The organism is Marinicrinis sediminis, from assembly GCF_042685085.1.
Classification (GTDB): domain Bacteria; phylum Bacillota; class Bacilli; order Paenibacillales; family KCTC-33676; genus Marinicrinis; species Marinicrinis sediminis.
This window is the reverse complement of the sequence record NZ_JBHUMM010000038.1, coordinates 42,443-65,915: the sequence shown is the minus strand read 5'-3', so window position 1 is coordinate 65,915 and position 23,473 is coordinate 42,443. Positions and strand designations below refer to the sequence as shown.

Annotated in this window: 23 protein-coding genes and 1 rRNA gene; 23 read left to right on the top strand and 1 reads right to left on the bottom strand. The window is 48.0% G+C overall.

Going from position 1 to position 23,473, the window contains the following annotated elements; all coding sequences use genetic code 11:
• Nucleotides 1-34: 34 nt before the first annotated feature.
• The 10 genes from rrf to pssA all read left to right on the top strand — a co-directional run bounded on the left by rrf (nucleotide 35) and on the right by pssA (nucleotide 12,329).
• Nucleotides 35-151: ribosomal RNA gene (gene rrf, locus ACFSUC_RS13120) — 5S ribosomal RNA — on the top strand.
• A gap of 814 nt (nucleotides 152-965) precedes the next feature.
• Nucleotides 966-2,177, top strand: a complete 1,212-nt coding sequence (locus tag ACFSUC_RS13115; protein ID WP_379930072.1) for a copper amine oxidase N-terminal domain-containing protein — start codon at nucleotides 966-968, stop codon at nucleotides 2,175-2,177.
• A gap of 26 nt (nucleotides 2,178-2,203) precedes the next feature.
• Nucleotides 2,204-3,649, top strand: a complete 1,446-nt coding sequence (locus ACFSUC_RS13110) for a S41 family peptidase (RefSeq protein ID WP_379930071.1) — start codon at nucleotides 2,204-2,206, stop codon at nucleotides 3,647-3,649.
• A 291-nt stretch (nucleotides 3,650-3,940) separates the two neighbouring features.
• Nucleotides 3,941-4,405 carry a CtsR family transcriptional regulator gene (locus tag ACFSUC_RS13105; protein ID WP_379930070.1) on the top strand — a complete coding sequence of 155 codons (465 nt, stop codon included), beginning with the start codon at nucleotides 3,941-3,943 and terminating at the stop codon, nucleotides 4,403-4,405.
• 182 nt (nucleotides 4,406-4,587) lie between these two features.
• Nucleotides 4,588-5,103 (top strand): UvrB/UvrC motif-containing protein, encoded by a 516-nt coding sequence (locus tag ACFSUC_RS13100; RefSeq protein ID WP_379930069.1) that lies wholly within the window; start codon nucleotides 4,588-4,590, stop codon nucleotides 5,101-5,103.
• 31 nt (nucleotides 5,104-5,134) lie between these two features.
• On the top strand, nucleotides 5,135-6,184 hold the full coding sequence (locus ACFSUC_RS13095; protein ID WP_379930073.1) for a protein arginine kinase: 1,050 nt from the start codon (nucleotides 5,135-5,137) through the stop codon (nucleotides 6,182-6,184).
• A gap of 87 nt (nucleotides 6,185-6,271) precedes the next feature.
• Complete coding sequence (gene clpC, locus ACFSUC_RS13090; RefSeq protein ID WP_379930068.1) at nucleotides 6,272-8,725, top strand: ATP-dependent protease ATP-binding subunit ClpC; 2,454 nt, start codon at nucleotides 6,272-6,274, stop codon at nucleotides 8,723-8,725.
• A 281-nt stretch (nucleotides 8,726-9,006) separates the two neighbouring features.
• Nucleotides 9,007-10,377, top strand: coding sequence for a DNA repair protein RadA (gene radA / locus ACFSUC_RS13085; protein ID WP_379930067.1), 1,371 nt, complete (start codon nucleotides 9,007-9,009; stop codon nucleotides 10,375-10,377).
• A 38-nt stretch (nucleotides 10,378-10,415) separates the two neighbouring features.
• The gene (gene disA / locus ACFSUC_RS13080; protein ID WP_379930066.1) at nucleotides 10,416-11,492 is read left to right on the top strand and encodes a DNA integrity scanning diadenylate cyclase DisA; all 1,077 of its coding nucleotides are present in this window, start codon (nucleotides 10,416-10,418) and stop codon (nucleotides 11,490-11,492) included.
• A gap of 102 nt (nucleotides 11,493-11,594) precedes the next feature.
• Nucleotides 11,595-12,329 (top strand): CDP-diacylglycerol--serine O-phosphatidyltransferase, encoded by a 735-nt coding sequence (pssA, locus tag ACFSUC_RS13075; RefSeq protein ID WP_379930065.1) that lies wholly within the window; start codon nucleotides 11,595-11,597, stop codon nucleotides 12,327-12,329.
• A gap of 143 nt (nucleotides 12,330-12,472) precedes the next feature.
• Here pssA and ACFSUC_RS13070 read toward each other — a convergent pair whose 3' ends face one another.
• A complete protein-coding gene (locus ACFSUC_RS13070; RefSeq protein WP_379930064.1) occupies nucleotides 12,473-12,868 on the bottom strand; it encodes a DUF1573 domain-containing protein in 396 nt (131 codons plus the stop codon).
• A 308-nt stretch (nucleotides 12,869-13,176) separates the two neighbouring features.
• Here ACFSUC_RS13070 and ACFSUC_RS13065 point away from each other — a divergent pair, with 308 nt between their 5' ends.
• The 13 genes from ACFSUC_RS13065 to nusG all read left to right on the top strand — a co-directional run bounded on the left by ACFSUC_RS13065 (nucleotide 13,177) and on the right by nusG (nucleotide 23,347).
• Nucleotides 13,177-14,244: a PIN/TRAM domain-containing protein gene (locus ACFSUC_RS13065; protein WP_379930063.1), complete on the top strand. Its 1,068-nt coding sequence runs from the start codon at nucleotides 13,177-13,179 to the stop codon at nucleotides 14,242-14,244.
• 51 nt (nucleotides 14,245-14,295) lie between these two features.
• Complete coding sequence (gene ispD, locus ACFSUC_RS13060) at nucleotides 14,296-15,027, top strand: 2-C-methyl-D-erythritol 4-phosphate cytidylyltransferase (protein WP_379930062.1); 732 nt, start codon at nucleotides 14,296-14,298, stop codon at nucleotides 15,025-15,027.
• Between the two features lie 39 nt (nucleotides 15,028-15,066).
• Entirely contained in the window at nucleotides 15,067-15,549 is a 483-nt protein-coding gene (gene ispF, locus ACFSUC_RS13055; RefSeq protein ID WP_379930061.1) for a 2-C-methyl-D-erythritol 2,4-cyclodiphosphate synthase, read from the top strand.
• Nucleotides 15,550-15,591: 42 nt separating this feature from the next.
• On the top strand, nucleotides 15,592-17,064 hold the full coding sequence (gltX, locus tag ACFSUC_RS13050; RefSeq protein WP_379930060.1) for a glutamate--tRNA ligase: 1,473 nt from the start codon (nucleotides 15,592-15,594) through the stop codon (nucleotides 17,062-17,064).
• A 459-nt stretch (nucleotides 17,065-17,523) separates the two neighbouring features.
• Entirely contained in the window at nucleotides 17,524-18,171 is a 648-nt protein-coding gene (cysE, locus tag ACFSUC_RS13045; protein WP_379930059.1) for a serine O-acetyltransferase, read from the top strand.
• Nucleotide 18,172: 1 nt separating this feature from the next.
• Nucleotides 18,173-19,579 (top strand): cysteine--tRNA ligase, encoded by a 1,407-nt coding sequence (cysS, locus tag ACFSUC_RS13040; protein ID WP_379930058.1) that lies wholly within the window; start codon nucleotides 18,173-18,175, stop codon nucleotides 19,577-19,579.
• A 6-nt stretch (nucleotides 19,580-19,585) separates the two neighbouring features.
• Nucleotides 19,586-20,008, top strand: coding sequence for a Mini-ribonuclease 3 (locus ACFSUC_RS13035; protein ID WP_379930057.1), 423 nt, complete (start codon nucleotides 19,586-19,588; stop codon nucleotides 20,006-20,008).
• 1 nt (nucleotide 20,009) lies between these two features.
• Complete coding sequence (gene rlmB / locus ACFSUC_RS13030) at nucleotides 20,010-20,750, top strand: 23S rRNA (guanosine(2251)-2'-O)-methyltransferase RlmB (RefSeq protein ID WP_379930056.1); 741 nt, start codon at nucleotides 20,010-20,012, stop codon at nucleotides 20,748-20,750.
• A 5-nt stretch (nucleotides 20,751-20,755) separates the two neighbouring features.
• Nucleotides 20,756-21,271 carry an NYN domain-containing protein gene (locus ACFSUC_RS13025; protein ID WP_379930055.1) on the top strand — a complete coding sequence of 172 codons (516 nt, stop codon included), beginning with the start codon at nucleotides 20,756-20,758 and terminating at the stop codon, nucleotides 21,269-21,271.
• 140 nt (nucleotides 21,272-21,411) lie between these two features.
• Nucleotides 21,412-22,062, top strand: coding sequence for an RNA polymerase sporulation sigma factor SigH (gene sigH / locus ACFSUC_RS13020; protein ID WP_379930054.1), 651 nt, complete (start codon nucleotides 21,412-21,414; stop codon nucleotides 22,060-22,062).
• Nucleotides 22,063-22,407: 345 nt separating this feature from the next.
• A complete protein-coding gene (gene rpmG / locus ACFSUC_RS13015; protein WP_379930053.1) occupies nucleotides 22,408-22,557 on the top strand; it encodes a 50S ribosomal protein L33 in 150 nt (49 codons plus the stop codon).
• An 18-nt stretch (nucleotides 22,558-22,575) separates the two neighbouring features.
• Complete coding sequence (gene secE / locus ACFSUC_RS13010) at nucleotides 22,576-22,788, top strand: preprotein translocase subunit SecE (RefSeq protein WP_379930052.1); 213 nt, start codon at nucleotides 22,576-22,578, stop codon at nucleotides 22,786-22,788.
• Nucleotides 22,789-22,813: 25 nt separating this feature from the next.
• Nucleotides 22,814-23,347 carry a transcription termination/antitermination protein NusG gene (nusG, locus tag ACFSUC_RS13005; protein WP_379930051.1) on the top strand — a complete coding sequence of 178 codons (534 nt, stop codon included), beginning with the start codon at nucleotides 22,814-22,816 and terminating at the stop codon, nucleotides 23,345-23,347.
• The last annotated feature ends 126 nt before the right edge of the window (nucleotides 23,348-23,473 follow it).

Genomic DNA, 23,473 nt, shown 5'->3' with positions numbered 1-23,473 from the left:
GTGCAAGCTGCACCGCGACTTCTAATGAAATAGGTTTGGTGACAATGGCGGAGGGGTACCACGCGTACCCATACCGAACACGACCGTTAAGCCCTCCAGCGCCGATGGTACTTGGACCGAAGGGTCTTGGGAGAGTAGGACGTTGCCAAGCCAAAGCAGAAAGAGACCGATCCAACAGGATGGTCTCTTTTTTTGCGAGTTCCAACTCTCCCCGGGAGAGTATGCGGTTCCTGTGTATCGAAGCAGAACCAGAGAAGTAAGAAGCGGTACATAAGGAAGGAACCGATGCCGACCTTGTTACGGATTCAAAGGAGTCATGCGCGGTGCGGAATGTCCGTTGCCAAGCCAAAGAAGAAAGAGAACGTTCATCATGAACGTTCTCTTTTTTGTAATCTCCTCCCCTCCAGCGGAGACCCTATCCCAAAGCCCGACATTTGTGCAAAGCACAAGAAGAGGGTGTGGGAAAGGGTCGAAGCACAATCAGAGAAGTAAGAAGCGGTACAAAAGGAAGGAACCGATGCCGACCTTGTTACGGATTCAAAGGAGTCATGCGCGGTGCGGAATGTCCGTTGCCAAGCCAAAGCAGAAAGAGAACGTTCATCATGAACGATCTCTTTTTATACACATCAACCTTTCTCTCCAGCGGAGGTCCTGCCCCTCAATCCTCCCCCATCCAGCGGAGACCCTATCCCAAAGCCCGACATTTGTACGAAGTACAAGAAGAGGGCGTGGGGTAGGGTCGGAGCACAAGAAGAGGGTGTGGGAAAGGGTCGGAGCCCAAGAAAAGAGCCTGAGGCATAATCGATTCCTGCGTTCCCGCTCCAAATCGTTGAAAAATAATCTTAAACCCATGATTATTCGACAAAATTCTCAGGATTCTGACAGGCCTGATCATGTATGATAGATCAGTATGGACAAATTCCGTTGATCAAAATGATCAACCCGTCAAAAAAAGGAGAGAATATATGACCTCTAGAAAAGCACTTATCATCTTATTACTTGTAGTTGTATGCATGCACGTGGTGCCTGCCTATGCATCCGCCTCAAAACAGAACGCCCCTCAAGTTCGAATTACCATCGATGGACAGGAAGTGGATGCAAATAAAATTCACATTACCTCCTCTCAAACTTCCATGGCTCCGACAAGGTGGTTTGCCGATTTTATTGGGGCAGATACCCGATATGATGCAGCGACCAAGACCATACATATCACCAAAGACAAGCAAGTCTTGTCTGTAGCGATAGGCAAAAAAGAGGCCAAATTGAATGATAAGGCCGTTATGCTATTGCAAAGTCCGATTATGCACAACAATCTCAGTTACATACCCATTAAAGAATCACTCACTTTGCTTGGTTACCATGTTTCGTGGGATAGTGGAACCAAAACTGTCATAATCACAAGCGGTACTTCTCATGATCCTGAGGAAATCAATGAGCTGATGCGCTCCTATATCAGCCTAATAAACGAAAAGGACATAGCGGGTCTCCGTTCGCTTTTCATCGAAGAGAGTATCATGGATCAATATTTTGTCTTTGAAGGATATAAGATGTTGTATTTCAATGTAGCGGTTGAGATCGAAGAAATAGACCTTCTGCATATGTATCAGGGAGAAGCGACGGTCTATGTAAAGAGTACATATCAAGGCAAAGAGGATTCTTTTTTTGTTGATTACTGGGAAGAAACAGCCTATTCCCTTCAGTTTGATACAGAGAAAGAGCAATGGCTCATTAGCGACTTTCATGATTTGAACTCGGAATTCCTGCAGTTTGAAGAGGATCTGGTAGAAGCAGATCATGTACCGGCCCAGGTTAAGAATGCCATTTACAGTAACCACAGTAAACTGCAATCCGCGATAAAGACAGAAAATATCTATTCGTATATGCAAGCTTATCATCCTGATACGATGTTGGATCGAGAGCTGCTGGAACTGGAGACGAAAGCGTTCTTTGACACGTATGATATCCAATATGATTCAGAAAACGTGATCCTTGTCGATTATCAGGCAGAGAGCCAAAATGCGATTGTTTTTGAGATGACAACCAGCCAGAAAAAAGCAGGACCTGAATTTACAGATCATTATGTGGTCACGTACTACTTCTACAAGATGACCGAAACAGGAGAATGGAAAATATTTGATGAAATGATGGTTGAATACGGCCCTCTGGAAAACGAGTAATCATACAAAGGAGCGAATAACAGAACATGATGAAATGTACCCAAAACATATACAAGCCATCTTTCATTATTATTTTAATCTTCACATTGCTGATGGTGAACAGTCCTTCCGTAACCGCCGAGGAAGCCAGTAGTGCCAAATATCCTGTTGCAGAAGAAGCGATGGAATTGATTGAGCAGTATTACATCTACCCGATGAATGAAGAGTATATGGAGGATTTCCTGCTGAAGGGCATTGCCAACACATTGCCTGATCCATATAGTAACTATTTCACAAAAGAGGAATATGCGTATATCACCGAAGAGGCTTTTGTGGATATCGGGATTGAGGTCAAGGTAGATCGAGCAGCTAAAACAGTTAAAATCATTCATATATATGAAGGCTCGCCAGCAGAGAAAGCAGGGTTAAAAGAAGGCGATGTGATCTTGACTGTAGATGGTGATCCCGTCGATACAGCTGATATATATGCCATGGCTTATTTGTTTGCAGGGGAAAAAGGAACTACGGCCATCGTTCAAGTCAAGCGTCAAGGCAATTTGAAAACGCTCAGAGTGATACGCGATACCATCGAGCAGCGTTATCTGTATTCGCAAATGCTGGATGAACAAATCGGCTACATTCAATTGCTGGAATTCATGGATCAATCGGGTGACATGTTCAAGGATCATCTCACTCTGCTGAAGGAGCAGGGCATGGAAAAACTCGTACTGGATCTGCGATATAATCAGGGCGGCTACATTCACGTCCTGGATGAGATAGCCAAGCAGCTATGGGATCGTACGTTGCTAATGCATACGACGGATCGGACCGGCTACACCAGACCGCATGTCATCTTGGGAGGGACAGAACTGGATATCCCGATTGTGGTGCTGGTCAATGACTTCTCCGCGAGTGCATCCGAAATATTGGCCGGTGCGCTCCAGGATCATGGCAAAGCCCAAATTATCGGGACGCCTACGTATGGCAAGGCCAGAATGCAGCATGTTTTCCAGCTTTCTAATGAGGGAATGCTGATCTTTACGACCGATGCTTATCTGACACCGAACAAGCATGACATTGAGGGTGTCGGCCTCGTTCCGGATATTTATGAAGAGGACGAATTGGCGCAACTGGTTAAAGGACTGCATACACTGGGAACCCAAACCATCACACTGGAAGATTACTCAGATTACGTGATCGTGAATGGACTGAAGGTGCTGCATGAATCAGCCGTCACTGTTTTTAAGGACAAGCTGTACGTGGAAACGAGTCTCTTGAGCACCCTCGCTCCGGTCTCGTTCCAACATACGAGCACGGATACGAAGAGAACCATCGTGCATGGGAATACGTCAAAAACCATCGATCAGCAAAAGGGACATTTTATTACGAAAAACGGGGAGACCTATGTGCATGCAGAGATTTTGGAAACGATCCTTCCGAATCTTGACGTGTTTCTGGAAAACGGAAAACCTGTACTGCATTACGCCTACTAATGAGATACGCAATAACACACACGAATGACATTCACGAAAACGCAGAACCCAGGCAGCCACTCGAGCTGTCTGGGTTTTTCCATTCTCGGGGATCATCGGCTTTCACGGCGGATAAAATCATCTGAACAGGCAACAATGTATATCGAAAGGCCAACATGCAGGCAAGCAGAAGGGCATACTTGCATCGGGAAAAAAAATTCGCTATAATTAAAGTCAAAGAAAGTCAAAGTCAAAAAACAGTCGGTAAAATGCTGATTCATCAAGAATATTGCATGGTAAGGAGGAGTGAGGGTGCGAAACATTTCGGATTTGATTGAGCGGCATTTGAAAAAAATATTGCAGGACAGTTCGAATCAGATGATCGAGATCCAGCGCAATGAGCTAGCTGATCAATTTCAATGTGTCCCTTCACAAATTAACTATGTGATCAGCACACGATTTACCTTGGAAAAAGGGTATCTTGTGGAAAGCAAGCGTGGAGGAGGCGGATACATTCGCATTCAAAAAGTTTGTTTGCCGCAGCATGCGAAGCTGGATGACTTCCTGATTCAAACCATCGGCCCCAGAATTGATCAGAGTACCGCTGAGGGGCTGATCTATCAGCTTGAGGATGGCGATATTCTGACGAAACGGGAAGCCCACTTGTTAAAGGCGGCTATATCCCGGGAAGTACTGGTGCTCAAGCTCCCACTGCGTGATGAAATTCGGGCGAAACTGCTTAAAGCGATGCTCATCGCCTTATTGACGAAGACGTAGGTGGACAGATCGTAAGTGACAAATCGCAAGGAACAGATTAAGGTCACAGATTGGGTGAAGAGCTTTCGCTCATCATGGAGACGATACTTAAGTGATAGACGCTTAGAAGATCCTTTATCTGATGCCGGAAGGCTAAGAGAATGTCGAGTGGAATACACTAGAAACAAAGGAGGTCAGCATCCATGGTCTGTCAGGAATGTGGAAGCCGTCCTGCATCATTGCATTTTACGAAAATTATAAATGGAGAAAAAACGGAGTATCATCTCTGTGAAGTATGTGCCAGGGAACGGGGAGACAAAATACCGGGCGCACCGAATGGGTTTTCCATTCATAATTTATTGTCCGGTTTGCTTGATTTTGAACCATCCAACTCCGCCTTCTCCAAAACAGAGCAGCCACTGCGATGCGAAACCTGTGGCCTCACATACAGTCAGTTTGGAAAAATAGGACGGTTTGGCTGCAGCGACTGCTATAAATATTTTGCTGCTCGTCTCGATCCCGTTTTCCGGAGGGTTCACGGCACCACCACTCACGCTGGAAAAGTTCCGGCCAGGTCAGGCGGGAAAATAAAGTACCGACGCGAAATTGATCAGTTGAAGGAACGGCTGCATCAGAAAATCGAACAAGAAGAGTTCGAGCAGGCCGCCGAGCTGAGAGATCAGATTCGAGAGCTGGAACGGAAAATATCCGGGATGTAAAGGAGGAGACGAGGTGTCACTTGAACGTTTTATGGATCAGGCATTAAGTGAATGGATGAAAGGCGGAGGTCCTGAATCGGACATCGTGATCAGCAGTCGAATCAGGCTGGCACGGAATGTGCAGTCCTATCCCTTCCCTATGCTGGCCACCAACCATCAATCTGAAGAAGTCATGAATCTGGCAAAAAAAGTGGCGGATGATGAGGAATTTCAGGAAGTGGCTTCATTTGAGTGGTTGCCGTTATCCGAAATGAATGACCTGCAGCGCAGAGTTTTCGTTGAAAAACATCTGATCAGTCCCAATCTGGCGAATGACTCTCGAAATGGGGCAGTCATTCTCAGTGACAATGAAGCGATTAGTATTATGGTAAACGAAGAAGATCATTTGCGCATTCAATGCCTGTATCCCGGTCTGCAAATCAAGGAAGCGTGGGCGCTGGCCAATCAAATGGATGATCTGTTTGAAGCACAGATGAACTATGCATTTGATGAGCAGAGAGGCTTCCTGACCAGTTGTCCGACCAATGTAGGCACAGGACTTCGAGCCTCCGTCATGCTCCACTTGCCGGCACTGGTCCTCACTCAGCAGATCAATCGCATCCTGAGTGCGGTCAATCAGGTCGGACTTGCGGTCAGAGGAATTTATGGCGAAGGGACAGAGGCGCTAGGAAATCTGTTCCAAGTGTCGAATCAAATTACATTAGGGCAGTCTGAAGAAGAAATTATGGATAATCTGCATAGTGTCGTCAAACAAATTATTGAACATGAACGAGCCGCACGCACGAAACTGATGTCGGAATCGAAAAATCGAATCATGGATCGGGTTCAGCGCTCTTACGGCATTCTGGCTCATGCCCACATTATCGATTCCAAGGAAGCGTCTCAGCGTCTGTCCGATCTTCGGCTCGGCATCGATCTGGCATTGATTCAAGGAGTGGCTGCATGCAGCTACAATGAGCTGATGGTCATGACCCAGCCGGGATTCCTGCAGCAATATTCGGGCACCCAGCTAAGCCCTGAAGAGCGGGATATGAGACGCGCACAGATGATTCGTGAAAGAATTGGATCTACCCCTGGATGAAACAACTTGTCCACCCATTGACGACGACAGGGCAACAGGCATATCCCGGATATGACAACATGAATTTTATTATGGAGGTGTAAGCATATGATGTTTGGTAGATTTACAGAACGCGCACAGAAAGTTCTGGCATTGGCACAGGAAGAAGCAGTTCGTTTAGGTCATAACAACATCGGAACCGAGCATATTTTACTGGGCCTCATTCGTGAGGGTGAAGGTATCGCAGCCAAAGCGCTGCAAGCACTCGGCCTTAATCTGGAGAAAATTCAAGATGAGGTAGAGAACCTGATTGGACGTGGTCAGGATAAGCCGACCAATATCGCGTACACGCCGCGTGCCAAAAAAGTAATTGAGTTATCGATGGATGAGGCGCGTAAGATTGGTCACACCTATGTGGGCACAGAACATATTTTGTTAGGTCTTATTCGTGAAGGTGAAGGGGTTGCAGCTCGTGTGCTCAACAACCTGGATGTCAGTCTGAATAAAGCCAGACAGCAAGTGCTACAGTTGCTCGGAAGTAATGAATCCGTGTCTTCCAATCAGCATACGTCCAGCAATGTCAGTACCCCAACACTCGATGGCCTGGCGCGTGACCTGACTGCGATCGCCAAAGAAGGCAATCTGGACCCAGTCATCGGACGCAGCAAAGAAATCGAACGCGTCATTCAGGTGCTAAGCCGCCGTACGAAAAACAATCCGGTCCTTATCGGGGAGCCGGGGGTAGGTAAAACGGCCATCGCAGAGGGACTCGCCCAGCGGATCGTCAATAATGAGATTCCGGAAACGTTGCGAGATAAGCGCGTCATGACGCTGGATATGGGCTCTGTCGTAGCAGGAACCAAATACCGTGGTGAGTTCGAAGATCGTCTTAAAAAGATCATGGATGAGATTCGACAAGCGGGCAATATTGTTCTGTTTATCGATGAGCTTCATACCTTGATCGGAGCAGGTGGAGCAGAAGGTGCGATTGACGCTTCTAACATTCTCAAGCCTTCCCTGGCCAGAGGAGAGCTGCAATGTATTGGTGCTACCACGCTGGATGAATACCGCAAATATATTGAAAAAGATGCCGCGCTTGAGCGCAGATTCCAGCCGATTACGGTAGATCAGCCTACCACGTCGGAAGCCGTTCAGATTCTGTTTGGCTTGCGGGATCGTTATGAAGCGCATCATCGGGTGAAAATTACAGATGAAGCCATTGAGGAAGCTGTCAGATTGTCGGATCGATATATTACAGACCGGTTCTTGCCGGACAAAGCGATTGACCTGATTGACGAGGCCGCTTCCAAGGTAAGGCTTCGCTCTTACACCGTACCGCCTAATCTCAAGCAGCTGGAAAGCCGACTGGAGGATGTGCGCAAGGAAAAGGATGCCGCTGTGCAAAGCCAGGAATTTGAAAAAGCGGCTGCCCTACGTGATACCGAACAAAAAATCAAGGAAGAGCTGGAACGGACCAAGAACGAGTGGAAAGAAAAGCAGGGTCGTACCGACTCTGAAGTCACCCCTGATGATATCGCCGATATCGTGGGCAACTGGACCGGTATTCCGGTGAAGAAGCTGGCCGAAGAAGAAACAGAACGTCTATTGAAAATGGAAGATATCTTGCATAACCGGGTTATTGGACAGGAGGAAGCGGTCAAGTCCGTCAGCCGTGCGATTCGCAGAGCCAGAGCTGGACTGAAAGATCCGAAACGTCCTATTGGCTCCTTCGTCTTCCTCGGTCCGACCGGGGTCGGGAAAACAGAATTGGCACGTGCATTGGCCGAAGCGATGTTCGGGGATGAGAATGCCGTCATTCGGATTGATATGTCCGAGTATATGGAGAAGCATTCCACCTCCCGTCTGGTTGGAGCGCCTCCGGGCTATGTCGGATACGATGAAGGCGGTCAGCTGACCGAGAAAGTCAGACGCAAGCCGTATTCCGTTGTCCTGCTGGATGAAATCGAAAAAGCACATCCGGAAGTGTTCAATATTCTACTACAGGTGCTGGAAGATGGAAGACTGACCGATTCCAAAGGACGACTGGTCGATTTCCGCAATACGCTCATTATTATGACGTCCAATGTGGGAGCAGACATGATCAAGAAGAATTCGACCCTGGGCTTCACCGCCATGGATGATGCCGGCAGAGACTACAACAATATGAAAGGAAAAGTGATGGATGAGCTGAAAAAGAGCTTCCGTCCTGAATTCCTGAACCGGATTGATGAAATCATCGTATTCCACTCTCTGGAGAAATCACATATTGGTGAAATTGTAGGTCTGATGGTCGATGAGCTGCGCAAGCGTCTGAGAGATCAAGATGTGGACTTTGAATTGACGGAGGAAGCGAAGCAGTTCCTGGCGAAAGAAGGATTTGATCCTTCCTACGGGGCGCGACCACTTCGCAGGGCCATTCAGAAGCACATCGAGGATCGTCTGTCTGAGGAATTGCTAAGAGGAAACATTTCCAAAGGAGATTCGCTCTCCATTGGTTTGAAAGACAACGACCTGATCGTAGAAAAAAAAGCTGCTGCTGCAGAGCAAACCGTAACAGAATGAACTGCAGCGAATGAAATGAAGCGAATGAAGCGAACGCAATGAACCTGACCGATGCAGAAAGCGAAATCAAGCTGACTGCGTCGGTTTTTTGTGTGCAGAAAAATCCAGTCATTTGCCAGAGTAAGCTTCGATGCGTGTGCATGGATGTGGATAAGTGTCAGTGAATACCCGTAGATTATCCGTAGATAGTAGAGAAAGAAGGTTGCTAGCCGTATAGGGTTTTCACTTAATCAATAAAATGGTAAACTTTGAATGGAACCCTTTTTCGGAAAGGAAACGAAATGGCAAAAGCAAAAACCAAATTTGCCTGTCAGTCATGCGGTTATGAATCACCCAAATGGATGGGGAAATGTCCAGGGTGCAACGCATGGAATACGATGGTGGAAGAGACAGAGCATGTGTATAAACATCGTGGAGGCAGCACCTCTCCACTGCTGGCAAAAAAAGAAAAGGCGACCTCGATCGTAAAGGTCGATACAGCCAATGAACCCCGCATATCTACCCCATATCCCGAATTTAACCGGGTCGTGGGAGGAGGGATTGTGCCAGGCTCGCTGGTTCTGGTAGGGGGAGATCCCGGCATCGGCAAATCAACCTTGCTCCTGCAAATTTCGGATGCACTATCCAGTCAGAAACTGAAGGTGCTATACGTATCCGGTGAGGAGTCCATCAAGCAAACGAAGCTCCGGGCCGACCGGCTCGGTGCCCTGTCAGAAAGCTTGTATGTGCTGTGCGAGACCAATATGGAAGCCATTCAGGAAGCGATTGATGAAGTGGAGCCTAACTGTCTGATTATTGACTCCATTCAAACAGTCTTCGATCCATCTGTCACCTCGGCTCCTGGAAGTGTCTCACAGGTGAGGGAATGTACGGGCATCCTGATGCGCATCGCGAAGCTGCGTGGGGTCGCTACTTTTGTAGTGGGGCACGTCACAAAGGAAGGGACGATAGCCGGTCCCCGCATGCTGGAGCATATGGTGGATTGCGTCCTCTATTTTGAAGGGGAGCGGCATCATACGTATCGGGTGCTGAGAGCGGTGAAGAACCGTTTTGGCTCCACGAATGAAATGGGTATCTTTGAAATGCGGGAAAGTGGTCTGACAGAAGTGAGCAACCCTTCCGAGTTGTTTCTCTCCGAACGACCGATGGGCGCATCGGGTTCAGCTGTGCTGGCTAGTATGGAAGGCACGCGACCGGTCCTGGTTGAGATTCAGACGCTCGTCTCTCCAACCAATTTCCCTTCTCCCCGCAGAACGGCAACCGGGTTTGACCATAACCGGCTGTCGCTCATTATTGCGGTGCTGGAAAAAAGAAACGGCATGCATTTACAGCACCACGATGCGTATATTAATGTGGCAGGCGGCATTAAAATTGACGAACCGGCCGCGGATTTGGCGGTTGCTGTAAGTTTGGCATCCAGCCTCAGAGACCGGCCTACCAAACCATTTGATGTCGTATTTGGTGAGATCGGACTAACGGGTGAAGTACGGGCTGTTTCACGTGTGGAGCAGCGGGTAAATGAAGCCATGAAGCTTGGTTTTAAACGCGTGATATTACCGGAAAACAGCCTGAAGGGCTGGACACCTCCGGTCGGAATCGAGATTATAGGTGTTCAGACTGTCTCCGACGCGCTGCAGACAGCATTTGATTAGCTCGAAGAACATGGAAGAAAGATGGGGGTGGCGAATAGATGAAAGAAGATACAACACAGGATGTTATGAGCAAGCTGCTGCAGCTCGTTGCGCCAGGTACAGCTTTTCGGGATGGACTTGAGAATGTTCTTCGTGCCAAGACAGGAGCCCTGCTGGTCGTCGGATACAGTCCGGAAGTCATGGAAATTGTGGATGGAGGGTTCTCCATCAATTGTGATTTCTCCCCCAACTACTTGTATGAACTGGCCAAGATGGATGGAGCCATTATCCTGAGTGAAGATTTGAAACGGATCTTGTATGCCAATACACAGCTCATACCGGATTCGTCCATTCCATCGACCGAGACCGGCATCCGTCATCGAACGGCGGAGCGGGTAGCCAAACAGACCGGCAAACTTGTCGTATCGATCTCCCAGCGACGCAATGTCATTACGCTCTACCAGGGCAGCTTGCGTTATTCGCTAAAGGATATCGGGGTTATCCTCACCAAAGCCAATCAGGCCATTCAGACACTGGAGAAATATAAGGTGGTATTGGATCAGGCCTTTACCAATCTGGGTGCGACAGAGTTTGAGGAGCTTGTAACCTTGCACGAAGTTTTGAATGTCATTCAGCGTGTGGAAATGGTGCTTCGCATTAAGTCGGAAATTAAAAACTACATTAATGAGCTTGGAACAGAAGGTCGCTTGATTAGTATGCAGATGGAAGAGCTGACCGCACGGATTGACGCAGAAGGCCACTACCTGATGAAAGACTATGCCAAGGATACCGACGATACTAAAATCGCCGAATTGCGTAACCAGCTCAAGCGATTGAGCAATGATGAATTGCTGGACCCTCATCATGTTGTGCGCATTCTGGGCTATCCGAACACGAATACAGCGATGGAAGAGTCCATTTCACCAAGGGGTTATCGCATGCTTCATAAAATACCGCGACTGCCCTCTATCATTATTAACAACCTGGTTGAGCGGTTTGAATACTTGCCGCACGTCATGATGGCGACGATTGAGGAACTGGACGAGGTAGACGGCATTGGAGAAGTCAGAGCGAGAGCAATCAAGGAAGGTTTGAAACGGATTCAGGAGCAAGTCTTCATTGACAGACATATCTAAATTGCATACAATCAAACAATGAACTACATCCGATATTACACCATAATTGGAAGTGGATACCATGCTGGTAAATCGGGTACAGTAGTCTAGAGGTGGACAATCATGTTTACAAAATCGTTACCGAGTCTATTTACCATCACCAACTTATTTCTCGGCATTTTGGCCATTATATTTGTATTTAACGAAAAACCGGAACTCGCGGCAATCATGGTCATTGTAGCGATGCTGACCGATGGACTGGATGGCAGTGTAGCCCGGGCATTAAATGTTCAGAGTGAATTTGGCAAGGAACTGGATTCATTGTCGGACGTGATATCATTTGGCGTGGCCCCGGCATTCATTATGTATGTCGTCGCTTTTCAAGGCATCAATGAACCGCTCGCCTGGACCGTAACCGCTCTCTTTCCGATTTGCGGTGCTTTGCGACTGGCTCGATTCAATGTGAACGCCGGAACCCCGGGATACTTCATCGGGCTTCCCATCCCGGCAGCTGGTGGCGTCCTCAGTACGCTGGCCCTGTTCCATGACGAGCTGTCGTCACTGATATTGCTGTCGAGTACGGTGCTGTTATCCGTACTGATGATCAGCAACGTCAAGTACCCCAACTTCAAAAAAGTAGGCATTCCGAAAGCGGCCATCTGGGTGACACCCATCATCGTCGCAGTGGCGGTAGGGCTGGCCGTACTGTTTCCGGGACAGATCTCCAAAATCATCATGGTTCCCTTAGTGATATATGCGTTGTATGGCTTAAAAAAAAACGTTAGAATCATCCGTTTTATCGTTCGTCGACGCAAGAAAAAGCCTCTGCCGGAAGAGCAAGTACAAGAAAGCAGATGAAAAAATGGATCGTGACGAACGTTTCTCCCATCATGAACATCACATAAGGAAAAATAAAAAGCATTTATTTTCCAGACAGAATCCGGGAAATAAATGCTTTTTTATGTCTACATACCTTCGCTAACGCTTTGCGGGCTCGTAACCTAAGACAGGTTGAACAACCCCAGCGTCGAGCAGCGTTTGGCTTCTTCTTCCACGATGTGCTCCAGCTTCAAATCAAGCAGGTTGCACAGGGCAGACACATAGAACATGTTTCGACCTAGCTGGCCGCTTACGGCTTCCAGGCAGCTTTCGCACAGATTGCCTTTCACGTGGGATTTGATCGCTTCTTGTGCTTCCTCCATGCTCATTTCAGATGTAATCTCCTGCTTGTGAGCATGGATTTCAATACATCCGCATTCCGTAACGGCTTTCACGACAGAACGATGAACCGAAGCATTGGATTGATCGAATTTGGACAGAACATCCAGCAGACTTCGGTGACGGAGCAATAAATTGGATACGAGATCTTGGAATTCATTTAATTGGTTAGCGCTCAATCAAATCACCTCTTTCAGATTTTATACTTCTCCATCTTGATCAAGATGGCCTTGGCGTGACCATAAATGGTACATATTGACTCCAGAGACAATTATTCTCCTTCTGTCGTTTCAAGCAAAGCCGTAGATGAAACAGTGTGGCTATCTTGCACCTTTCATCGGTAAAAGCTTTGTTCTTATTATAGAGCAAAAAGGGAGGGGAGTTCAAAGAAAAATTACACAAAAACAGGAAGGGGGAAGATTATTCACGCGCAGTTTGGTTCATACTGTTAAAGAAATCATTACACAAATGTTGGAGGTGATCACGGATGTGGTTGAGAGCAAGACTACAGATATTGTCGTTGCTGGCAGGTGCTTTTCTCGGAAATTACTACTATTCTCATCCGGTAGGTTGGTTGGAAGATACACATCGATTCGTGATGATGCTGGGCGGAGCGATCGGGGTATGGATTTGTGTGCTTGGACTGCATAAATGTGTGCGAGTCTTGTTGACATGGAGCGAGACGAAATTGTCAGAGATGTCCACCCATGAATTTGCGTCCGGCTTGGTCGGACTTGTGATGGGGTTAATCATTGCGGCTCTTATTTATCCGGCTCTTGCAAAATTACAAGGGGCGGCTGCCTGGATTCCGGCGGGTGTAACCCTGCTGCTCGGGTTGCTTGGCTATCGGATGGGCACGCTCAAGCAGCAGGAGCTGCAGGAGTTTTTTCAAGTGATGTCATACAAAAATCATCGACCCTCCGATCAGGGGGACGAGATTCCGAGACATGAACATAAAATTCTGGATACGTCCGTTATTATTGATGGACGGATCGCAGATATTTGTAAAACGGGGTTTGTAGAAGGCACGCTGGTTATACCGGAGTTTGTATTGGAGGAATTGCAGCATATTGCTGATTCTTCTGATTTGCTTAAACGTAACCGGGGTCGAAGAGGGCTGGACATTCTCAACAAGATTCAGAAGGAGCTTGATGTCAAAGTATTGATCTATGAAGGGGATTTCGAGGAAATTTCCGAGGTAGACAGCAAGCTGGTCAAACTCGCCAAGGTATTGGAAGGCAAAGTGGTGACCAATGATTACAATCTGAATAAAGTCTGTGAATTGCAGGGTGTACCGGTATTGAATATTAATGATTTGGCGAATGGCGTGAAGCCGGTTGTGCTTCCCGGTGAAGAAATCCTGGTACAGGTAATCAAGGACGGCAAGGAACATGGACAAGGTGTGGCCTATCTCGATGACGGGACGATGATTGTTGTAGAAGGCGGGCGCGAATATATCGGTTCGATGATCGAGGTACTAGTCACCAGTGTGTTGCAAACGTCTGCAGGAAGAATGATCTTTGCCAAGCCGAAATTATTGGAAAAAGCGTTGTAAAACCAGTATACTTTCTATGAGGTAATAGATCGTATAATGGAGTCGATAGGCATGAGTCGAGTAGGGGTTGTCATTGTAGCTGCAGGCAAAGGCTCTCGTATGAAGTCAGCAGAGCACAAGCAATATTTGAATATAAAGGACAAGCCGATCCTTCTTCACACATTGGAGGCCTTCCAACGTTCCCGCTATATCGATCATATGACGGTCGTGGTGGGCGCTTCAGATGTGGAGCGGGTGAAGGGCTGGGTTCACACCGGACAACTGCACAAGGTGGAGCAAGTTCTAGCCGGAGGTCGCGAGCGTCAGGAGTCCGTCTATCTGGGACTCACCCAGCTGCCGGCGGACATCGAGTGGGTGCTGGTTCATGACGGAGTGCGCCCGTTCATCACCTCTTCCGGTATAAACGATTGTCTGGAAGCTGCCAGACAGTATGGTGCAGCGGTTCCGGCAGTACCGGTCAAGGATACGATTAAAAAGGTCGGGGCGGATCAGGTCATTGTGGAAACCCCGGAACGGCAAAGCTTGTGGGCGGTGCAAACGCCACAGGCTTTTCGTGCTTCTCATTTGCTCGCCGCCCATGAAGCGGCTAGAAAAGACGGATTTACAGGAACAGATGATGCTTCGCTCCTGGAGCGAATGGATGAACCGGTCAAAGTGGTCATGGGGGATTATCGGAATATCAAGATCACCACGCCGGAGGATCTGTCCGTAGCTACACAGATTTGCGACGAATTGGCAGCAGAACGAGCGACAGAACAGGCAGAACGAGATGATATCAAATAGGCGAAAAGCCAATTTGAAGCGAACAAGGGGAGAAAATGAATGATACGAGTGGGACAAGGATTTGATGTGCATCAGCTGGTCGAGGGTAGGCCCTGCATCATTGGTGGCGTGCAGATTCCATATGAGAAAGGATTGCTCGGCCATTCCGATGCAGACGTACTGCTGCATGCGATCACAGATGCCATCCTCGGTGCATTGGGAAGAGGGGATATTGGCACGCATTTTCCAGATACTGACCCCGCTTTCAAGGATGCTGACAGTGTAAAGCTGCTGGAGGAAGTATGGAGGTTTGCGGGGGAGGCGGGTTATCGTCTGGGGAATATCGATGCCACCATCATTGCTCAAAAGCCGAAGATGGCTGCCTATATCCCGGAGATGGTGAAGGTGATTGCCCATACACTGGATGCCAGTCCTGATCAAATTAATGTGAAAGCCACCACAACCGAGCAGCTTGGCTTTACGGGCAGGGGAGAAGGCATTGCAGCCCAATCCGTAGTCTGTCTGATGAAGGATGCCAGATAAATTCAACTAATTCTAATGGATATGAGAGAGGAGTTCACAAGCATGATCCAAGAAGTACGCGTTCGTTACGCACCAAGTCCTACCGGACATTTGCATATTGGTAACGCCAGAACCGCTCTGTTTAACTATTTATTTGCCAAGAGCCAGGGCGGCAAGTTTATCGTTCGGATTGAGGATACCGACCTGAAGCGGAATGTAGAAGGCGGTGTCGAAAATCAGCTTACGTATATGAAGTGGCTGGGCATTGAATGGGATGAGTCGGTAGATGTGGGAGGCGAATATGGTCCCTATCGTCAAACCGAGCGCCTGGATATTTACCAGACCTATGTAGAGAAACTGATGGAAAAGGGCTTGGCGTACAAGTGCTATTGTACAGAAGAAGAACTGGAAGCGGAGCGAGAAGAACAGATTGCACGCGGAGACAATCCGAAGTATTCCGGCAAGCATCGCCATCTTTCCGCTGAAGAGCAACAGCAGTTCGAGTCTGAAGGACGTGTGCCGAGCATTCGCTTTCGCGTGCCGGACAACCAGACGTATACATTTCAGGATATCGTCAAGGGAGAGGTCAGCTTCAGCAGTGAAGACTTCGGTGATTTTGTCATCATTAAAAAAGATGGCATTCCGACCTACAACTTTGCCGTGGTGATTGATGATTATACCATGAAAATCTCACACGTCTTGCGCGGGGATGACCACATTACCAATACCCCGAGACAGCTGATGATTTATGAAGCACTGGATTGGCAAGCACCGCAGTTCGGGCATATGACCCTGATCGTTAACGAAAACAAAAAGAAACTCAGCAAGCGGGACGAATCGATCATTCAGTTCATTGAACAGTATGCCGATCTTGGCTATCTGCCTGAAACCTTGTTTAATTTCATTGTGTTGCTCGGATGGTCTCCGGAAGGGGAGGAAGAACTCTTCACGAAAGAGCAACTGATTGAGATTTTCGATGCGAGTCGATTATCCAAGAGTCCGGCCGTCTTTGACCGGGACAAGCTGGGCTGGATGAGCAACACGTATATCAAGCAGGCCGATCTAGCACGGTTGACTGAATTATGCATTCCGCACATGCAGCAGGCGGGCTATTTGTTTGATCAGATCGATGACGCGACGTATCAATGGACCGAGCAACTGGTAGCGTTATATCAGGAACAGATGACCTGTGCAGCAGATATTGTGGAATTGGCTCGACTGTTTTTTATGGATCAGCTTCAGATGGAAACAGAAGCCCAGGAAATGCTGGAGCAGGAACATGCGCCTGTCGTGCTGAATAGTTTCTTGAAACAAATCGAGGAAGCGGAAGCCTTCAGTGCAGAAGATATCAAAGCGATGTGCAAGGCGGTTCAAAAGGAAACGGGGTATAAAGGCAAGCCGTTATTCATGACCATCCGTGCAGCTGCAACGGGACAGACACACGGAAGAGACCTGAACCAGACCTTGTCTCTGCTCGGGCAGAAGACCGTGATCAAGCGCATCTCCGCTCAGTTGTCAAACGATCCAACATTATGATAAGATCAAACATAATCAAACTACTTCTGTGAACGACTTCAATCAAAAATCGACATCCATAAAAGCTGGGAACAGGAAAGTATGTTTAAGTTTCGAATTTCAGAGAAGATAATGTCAGCTCGATCGAAGGAACCCACTGAGGTTCATAGCGAGAGCTGAAGCTGAGAGTTATCTATTCGACTTAAGCGGAAGTGCGCCTGGGAGCTGTAGAAGGGTACTGACACCGGGATTGGGATGCGGGCTTGTCAGGAGATTCTATCGAGGATTCCGCGTTAAGGAACGAAAGAGGATAACGGAGGATCTGTCGGAACTTTCGGTATCAAGCAGGGTGGAACCGCGTTTAGAACGTCTCTGCAGCTTCGGCTGCGGAGGCGTTTTTTGATTTAGACACCAATGAGGAATGTGCATCCATAGGCGGTCACCATGCCTGCAACCATTTAAGAGGGAAGGGGGAAAATCATGTTTAGCACATTGCGCTCGGACGTGCGAACAATTTTTGAAAATGATCCCGCTGCGAGAAATACCTTCGAAGTCATTTTCACGTATTCAGGATTGCACGCGCTATGGGCTCACCGTTTTGCTCACTGGTTTTACAAGAAAAGGTTGCCGATGGTCGCCCGATTCATTTCGCAGGTGAGTCGTTTCTTCACGGGGATCGAAATCCATCCTGGGGCACAAATCGGCCAGCGCTTCTTTATCGATCACGGAATGGGAGTTGTGATCGGAGAAACGTGTGAGATTGGCGATGACGTGGTGATCTATCAGGGGGTCACCCTGGGTGGAACCGGGAAGGAAAAGGGGAAGCGTCACCCAACGATCGGCAACAATGTCGTCATTAGCTCAGGTGCCAAGGTGCTCGGCTCCTTCACCGTAGGAGACTATTCACGCATCGGCGCCAACTCGGTAGTCCTGCAAGAAGTTCCGCCTAACTGTACGGTCGTGGGCATTCCAGGCAGGGTCGTGAAGCGGGACGGGGTTCGCATCGGCAAGCTGGATCATGGCAATGTGCCGGACCCGGTCATTGAACTGTGCAGTCATTTGCAGAGTGAAATTGATCGTCTGAAGGAAGAAATATCACGCAACAAACAATTGGAGGCAAGAAAATAGTATGACTCTATCCATTTACAATACGATGTCTCGACAAAAAGAGGTCTTTATCCCGCTGGAAGAGGGAAAGGTAAAGATGTATGTCTGTGGCCCTACCGTCTATGACCATATTCATATTGGCAATGCCAGACCGGTCATCTTTTTTGATGTCGTGAGAAAATATCTGGAGCGCATCGGCTATGAAGTGGCCTATGTTCAAAATGTGACGGACGTGGATGACAAGCTCATTCGCAAAGCCCAGGAACAGCAGTCCAGTGTCAAGGAGCTCTCCCGTACTTACGCGGAAGCGTTCTTTGAGGATTTGGATGCATTGGGAGTCAGAAGAGCGACCGTACATCCGACGGTGACTGATCATATGGAACAGATCATCGCTTTTATCGCGCAGCTCGAGCAAGAAGGCTACGCCTATGAGAACGGGGGCGATGTCTTCTTCCGAACGGAACGCTTCGAGGAATACGGCAAGCTCTCTCATCAAAAAATAGAAGAGCTGCAGCATGGCATCCGAATCGAAGTGGATCAGCGCAAAGAAAATCCCCAGGATTTTGTGCTGTGGAAGCAAGCGAAGGAAAACGAAATTTCCTGGGAGAGTCCGTGGGGAGCCGGTCGTCCCGGATGGCATATTGAATGTTCGGCGATGGCAAAAGCCCACCTAGGAGAAACGATGGACATCCACGGGGGAGGTCAGGACCTGACATTTCCCCACCATGAGTGCGAAATTGCCCAGTCAGAAGCGCTTCATGATCAGCCTTTTGCCCGTTACTGGATGCATAATGGGTACATTCATTTTAATCATGAAAAAATGTCCAAATCACTTGGCAATGGCGTGAATGTGGTAGAACTGCGGCAAAGAGTGAAACCAGCTGCTATCCGCTATTTCATGCTCTCTTCCCATTACAGAAGTCCTCTGAACTACAGTGAAGAGGCCCTGCAGCAGGCGGAGCAGAGCGTCAGTCGCATGGAGAACTGCTGGACCAATCTGCAGTATGCCTGCGATCACTGTGAACAACAGGGTGACGAGGGGCTGGAGCAAGTCAAGCCGGCCATCGAAGCTGCCATGCATCAGTTCGATCTGAAAATGAAAGATGATTTCAATACGCCGGATGCCATCACCGCGATGTTCCAGCTAGTGCAGGAAATCAATCAGGCCTTGCAGCAGCCCGAGCAATTGGGTTTGCAGACGTTGCAGTTCATGCAGCAGGCCTTCCAGGACATGAATGAGGTTTTGGGATTGTTGCCGATGGAAGAAGAAGCTCTTCTGGATGAGCAGATTGAACAGCTGCTGACTGAACGAATTGAGGCCAGAAAGGCCAAAAATTATGCACGCTCAGATGAAATTCGCGATCTGTTGCAGGAGCAGGGCATCCTGCTCGAAGATACACCGCAAGGGACACGCTGGCGGAGGAAGTGAATAGAGATGAAGGAAATATTGAAAGCTTCCCGGTCCACTTTTGAAATGAATCGCAAAGTGGAGCTGATTCCGCCACTGGCACTGGCATATATCGGGGATAGCGTATATGAACTGTTTATCCGGCATTGCCTGCTTACCCGTCCGAATCTGAAGCCGCATCATTTGCAGAAACAGGCGGTATCCTATGTATCCGCTACAGCTCAGGCCGCAGCCTTGACGCGTCTGATGCCCCATTTGACAGAGACAGAGCAGGATGTCGTTCGAAGAGGCAGGAATGCCAAGAGCGGCACGATTCCGAAAAGCGCCACGGTTTCGGATTACCGGCACAGCACCGCATTGGAAGCGTTGATCGGGCACTTGTATTTAAGCGACGAACATGATCGACTCGTAGAGATCATGCGCTACATCATTGAAGAGGATGAGGAATGACATGTCTGAATATTTAGGTGGAAAACATGCCGTCATGGAAGCGCTGAAGGCAGGCAGAGAAATTCATAAAATCTGGATGGCAAGTCATCTCCAGCCGCATCAGGCCCAGCCGATTCTGCAGGCAGCCAAAGAAGCGGGAATCATTGTCAGCAAAGTCGATCGAAAAAAACTCGATCAACTGGCAGAAGGTGTTCAGCATCAGGGTGTAATTGCCCAGGTGGCTGCTGCGTCCTATGTGGAAGTAGAGGATATTCTGGAACGCGCTGCACAGAGCGGGCGACCTCCGTTCATCTTGCTGCTGAATGAGTTGGAGGACCCTCATAATCTCGGATCGATTCTCCGTTCTGCTGAATGTGCAGGGGTGCATGGCATCATCATTCCCAAACGAAGATCGGTCGGGTTGACGGCCACGGTTGCCAAGACCTCTGTCGGAGCGGTCGAATATGTGCCGGTGGCCAGAGTCTCCAATCTGGCCCAGACTATGGAGCAGCTGAAGGAAGCGGGAATCTGGATCGTCGGAGCCGATGGCACAGCTGAGCAAGAGCTGTATGAGGTTGATATGAAGATGCCGCTGGCCATTGTTATTGGCAATGAGCACAAGGGTATGAACCGGCTGATCCGCGAAAAATGCGATTTTCTGGCCAAGCTGCCGATGTTCGGTCAGATTAACTCCTTGAATGCTTCGGTGGCTGCCGGATTATTTATGTATGAGGTGGTCAGACAAAGAACAGGTAGAGGCTAGTGGGCATGGTTCAGGATATCCTAATCGTAGATGGCTACAACATGATCGGGGCCTGGCCGAGCCTTGCAAAGCTCGCAGAGAATCATCTCGAGGATGCAAGGGATGAACTGATCTCTCAGCTCGCCAACTATCAGGGATATAGCGGGATGAAGGTCATCCTCGTTTTCGACGCTCATCAGGTGCCCGGTCTTGGAAAGCGTTACAATCAGCTGCGGGTAGATGTGCGATACACAAAGGAAAAAGAGACGGCAGATGAATGTATCGAGAAGCTGGTCTATGAATGGATGAGCAGAAGAACTCGCATTTATGTAGCCACATCCGATTTTGTGGAACAGCACGTCATATTCGGTAAAGGGGCGCTGCGCATTTCCGCCCGCGAGCTGCATGTCGAGGTCATGGAAAGCCAGAAGCAACTGCGCAACCAGCTGCAAGCATCCAACAAACAGAGATGGAATTCATTTGAAAACAAGATCAACCTGGATGTCAAGATGATGCTCGAAAAGTGGCGACGAGGAAAGTAGAAGCAAGAATCAGAATGGATTTCCAATCTTTTGAAAACATTCAAACATTGGTTGACGGTTTGTGGCGAATTCGGGTATACTTATCCTATCTTTTGTAGGAAAGACAAGGGTTATCAGCCTTGTAGGCCGGAGGGATATCCGTGAGTGTTGACCTCAACGAACTCATAATGCACGAGTATGACCTCAAAACAGATGAACAAATCGTCGATGCGGTCCGAGAAGGCGATAGTAATGCGTTGGAATACTTGATTCACAAGTATAGAAACTTTGTTCGAGCGAAGGCGCGTTCCTACTTTCTGATTGGTGCAGATCGAGAAGATATTGTTCAGGAAGGCATGATTGGCTTATACAAGTCCATTCGTGATTTTCGAGGGGACAAGCTCGCTTCTTTCAAAGCATTTGCAGAGCTTTGCATCACCAGGCAGATCATTACTGCGATCAAAACCGCAACCAGACAAAAGCATATTCCGCTCAACTCCTATGTTTCACTGGACAAGCCGATTTACGATGAGGATTCCGATCGCACCTTGCTAGACGTGATCTGTGGATCGAAGGTGTCAGATCCTGAAGAACTGATGATCAACAAGGAAGAATTCAGCGGTCTGGAAGACAAAATGGGCGAGCTGCTGAGTGATCTGGAACGACAGGTGCTTATGCTCTATCTGGACGGCAGGTCTTATCAGGAAATTGCAGTGGATCTGGATCGACATGTCAAATCGATTGACAATGCGTTGCAGAGGGTCAAGCGAAAGCTGGAACGGTATTTGGAACTGAGAGATACGAGCCATTGACGGCGCGGCATCCTTGTTACACGGGGTGTCTTTTTTTATGTTCTCTATCATTCTGCCAGTTATTGTCCTTATGCATGCCGTGCGTACACCTGTTCTCTTCCTAAGCGTCCGAAGCCATTATGAAGAGTTGTAAAAACAGACAGGTTTACATGGCATGAAAGTGGTCGATAATAGAGTGGAAGAGCTTGGAGAAGCTCTTGTTTCCCTTGTCAAGCTTTTTCTTGACACGCCATACGCCATGTGATAAAGTTTTTTAGGTAGCCCTAAATATGCGCAATATTAGGAACTGTTGTTGTAAATAAAGAAGCTTCTTTATCTTTAGGTCGTTGCAGGAGGTGGATGCACATGCGGGTGACGGTAACATTGGCTTGTACAGAATGCAAGCAAAGAAATTACACGTCCAACAAAAACAAAAAGACGCACCCAGACCGTATGGAATTAAAGAAACATTGCAAGTTTTGTAATGCACATACCACTCATCGTGAGACCAGGTAATCACTGGGAGGTGTAGTCATGGCGTTCTTATCCAGATTAAAACAAGGATTTGGATCGACGTTTTCTTTCTTTTCAGATAGTTGGTCTGAACTAAAAAAGGTGCGTTGGCCCAAACGCAAAGAACTGGTTTCCTATACGATTGTGGTACTGGTAACCGTGATCTTTGTCGGGGTTTATTTTGCAGTGCTTGACCTAGGTTTATCTGAACTGATTCGCTTGGTGTTTGACTAAGTGGTTTTCAAAGGTGGCTTTTTGTATGGAAAAAAGATGGTATGTGGTTCATACTTACTCTGGGTATGAAAATAAGGTGAAGGCGAATCTGGAGAAACGTTTGGATTCTATGGGGATGCAAGACAAGATTTTTCGCGTGCTCGTACCGATGGAAGAGGAAATCGTCAATCGGGATGGCAAGAAAAAGACCGTCATGCGCAAGGTCTATCCTGGCTATGTGCTCGTAGAGATGGTTCAGACGGACGATTCCTGGTATGTGGTTCGCAATACACCGGGTGTAACGGGGTTCGTAGGATCTACAGGATCCGGATCGAAACCTACACCACTTCTGCCTGAGGAAGTGGAGTCGATTCTCAAGCATATGGGAATTGAGCAGCCAAAACCGAAGATTGACTTTGAACTCAAAGAGACAGTGAAGGTAAAAGTAGGTCCTTTCGCAAATTTTGTTGGTACCGTAGAAGAAATTATTGCCGACAAAAGCAAAGTCAAGGTGCATGTTAACATGTTTGGTAGAGAAACACCTCTTGAACTGGACTACAATCAAGTAGAGAAAGTGTAAAGAGATCGCAGTGATTTCTCTATGGCAATCTTTTTCAGTGGATTTTGAAGTGATCCTGGGGTACGATTGCTCAGGTAACAACATGCCTGGAAGGGTTGCTTTGAAGTGGGAGGGCAAGTCCCGACA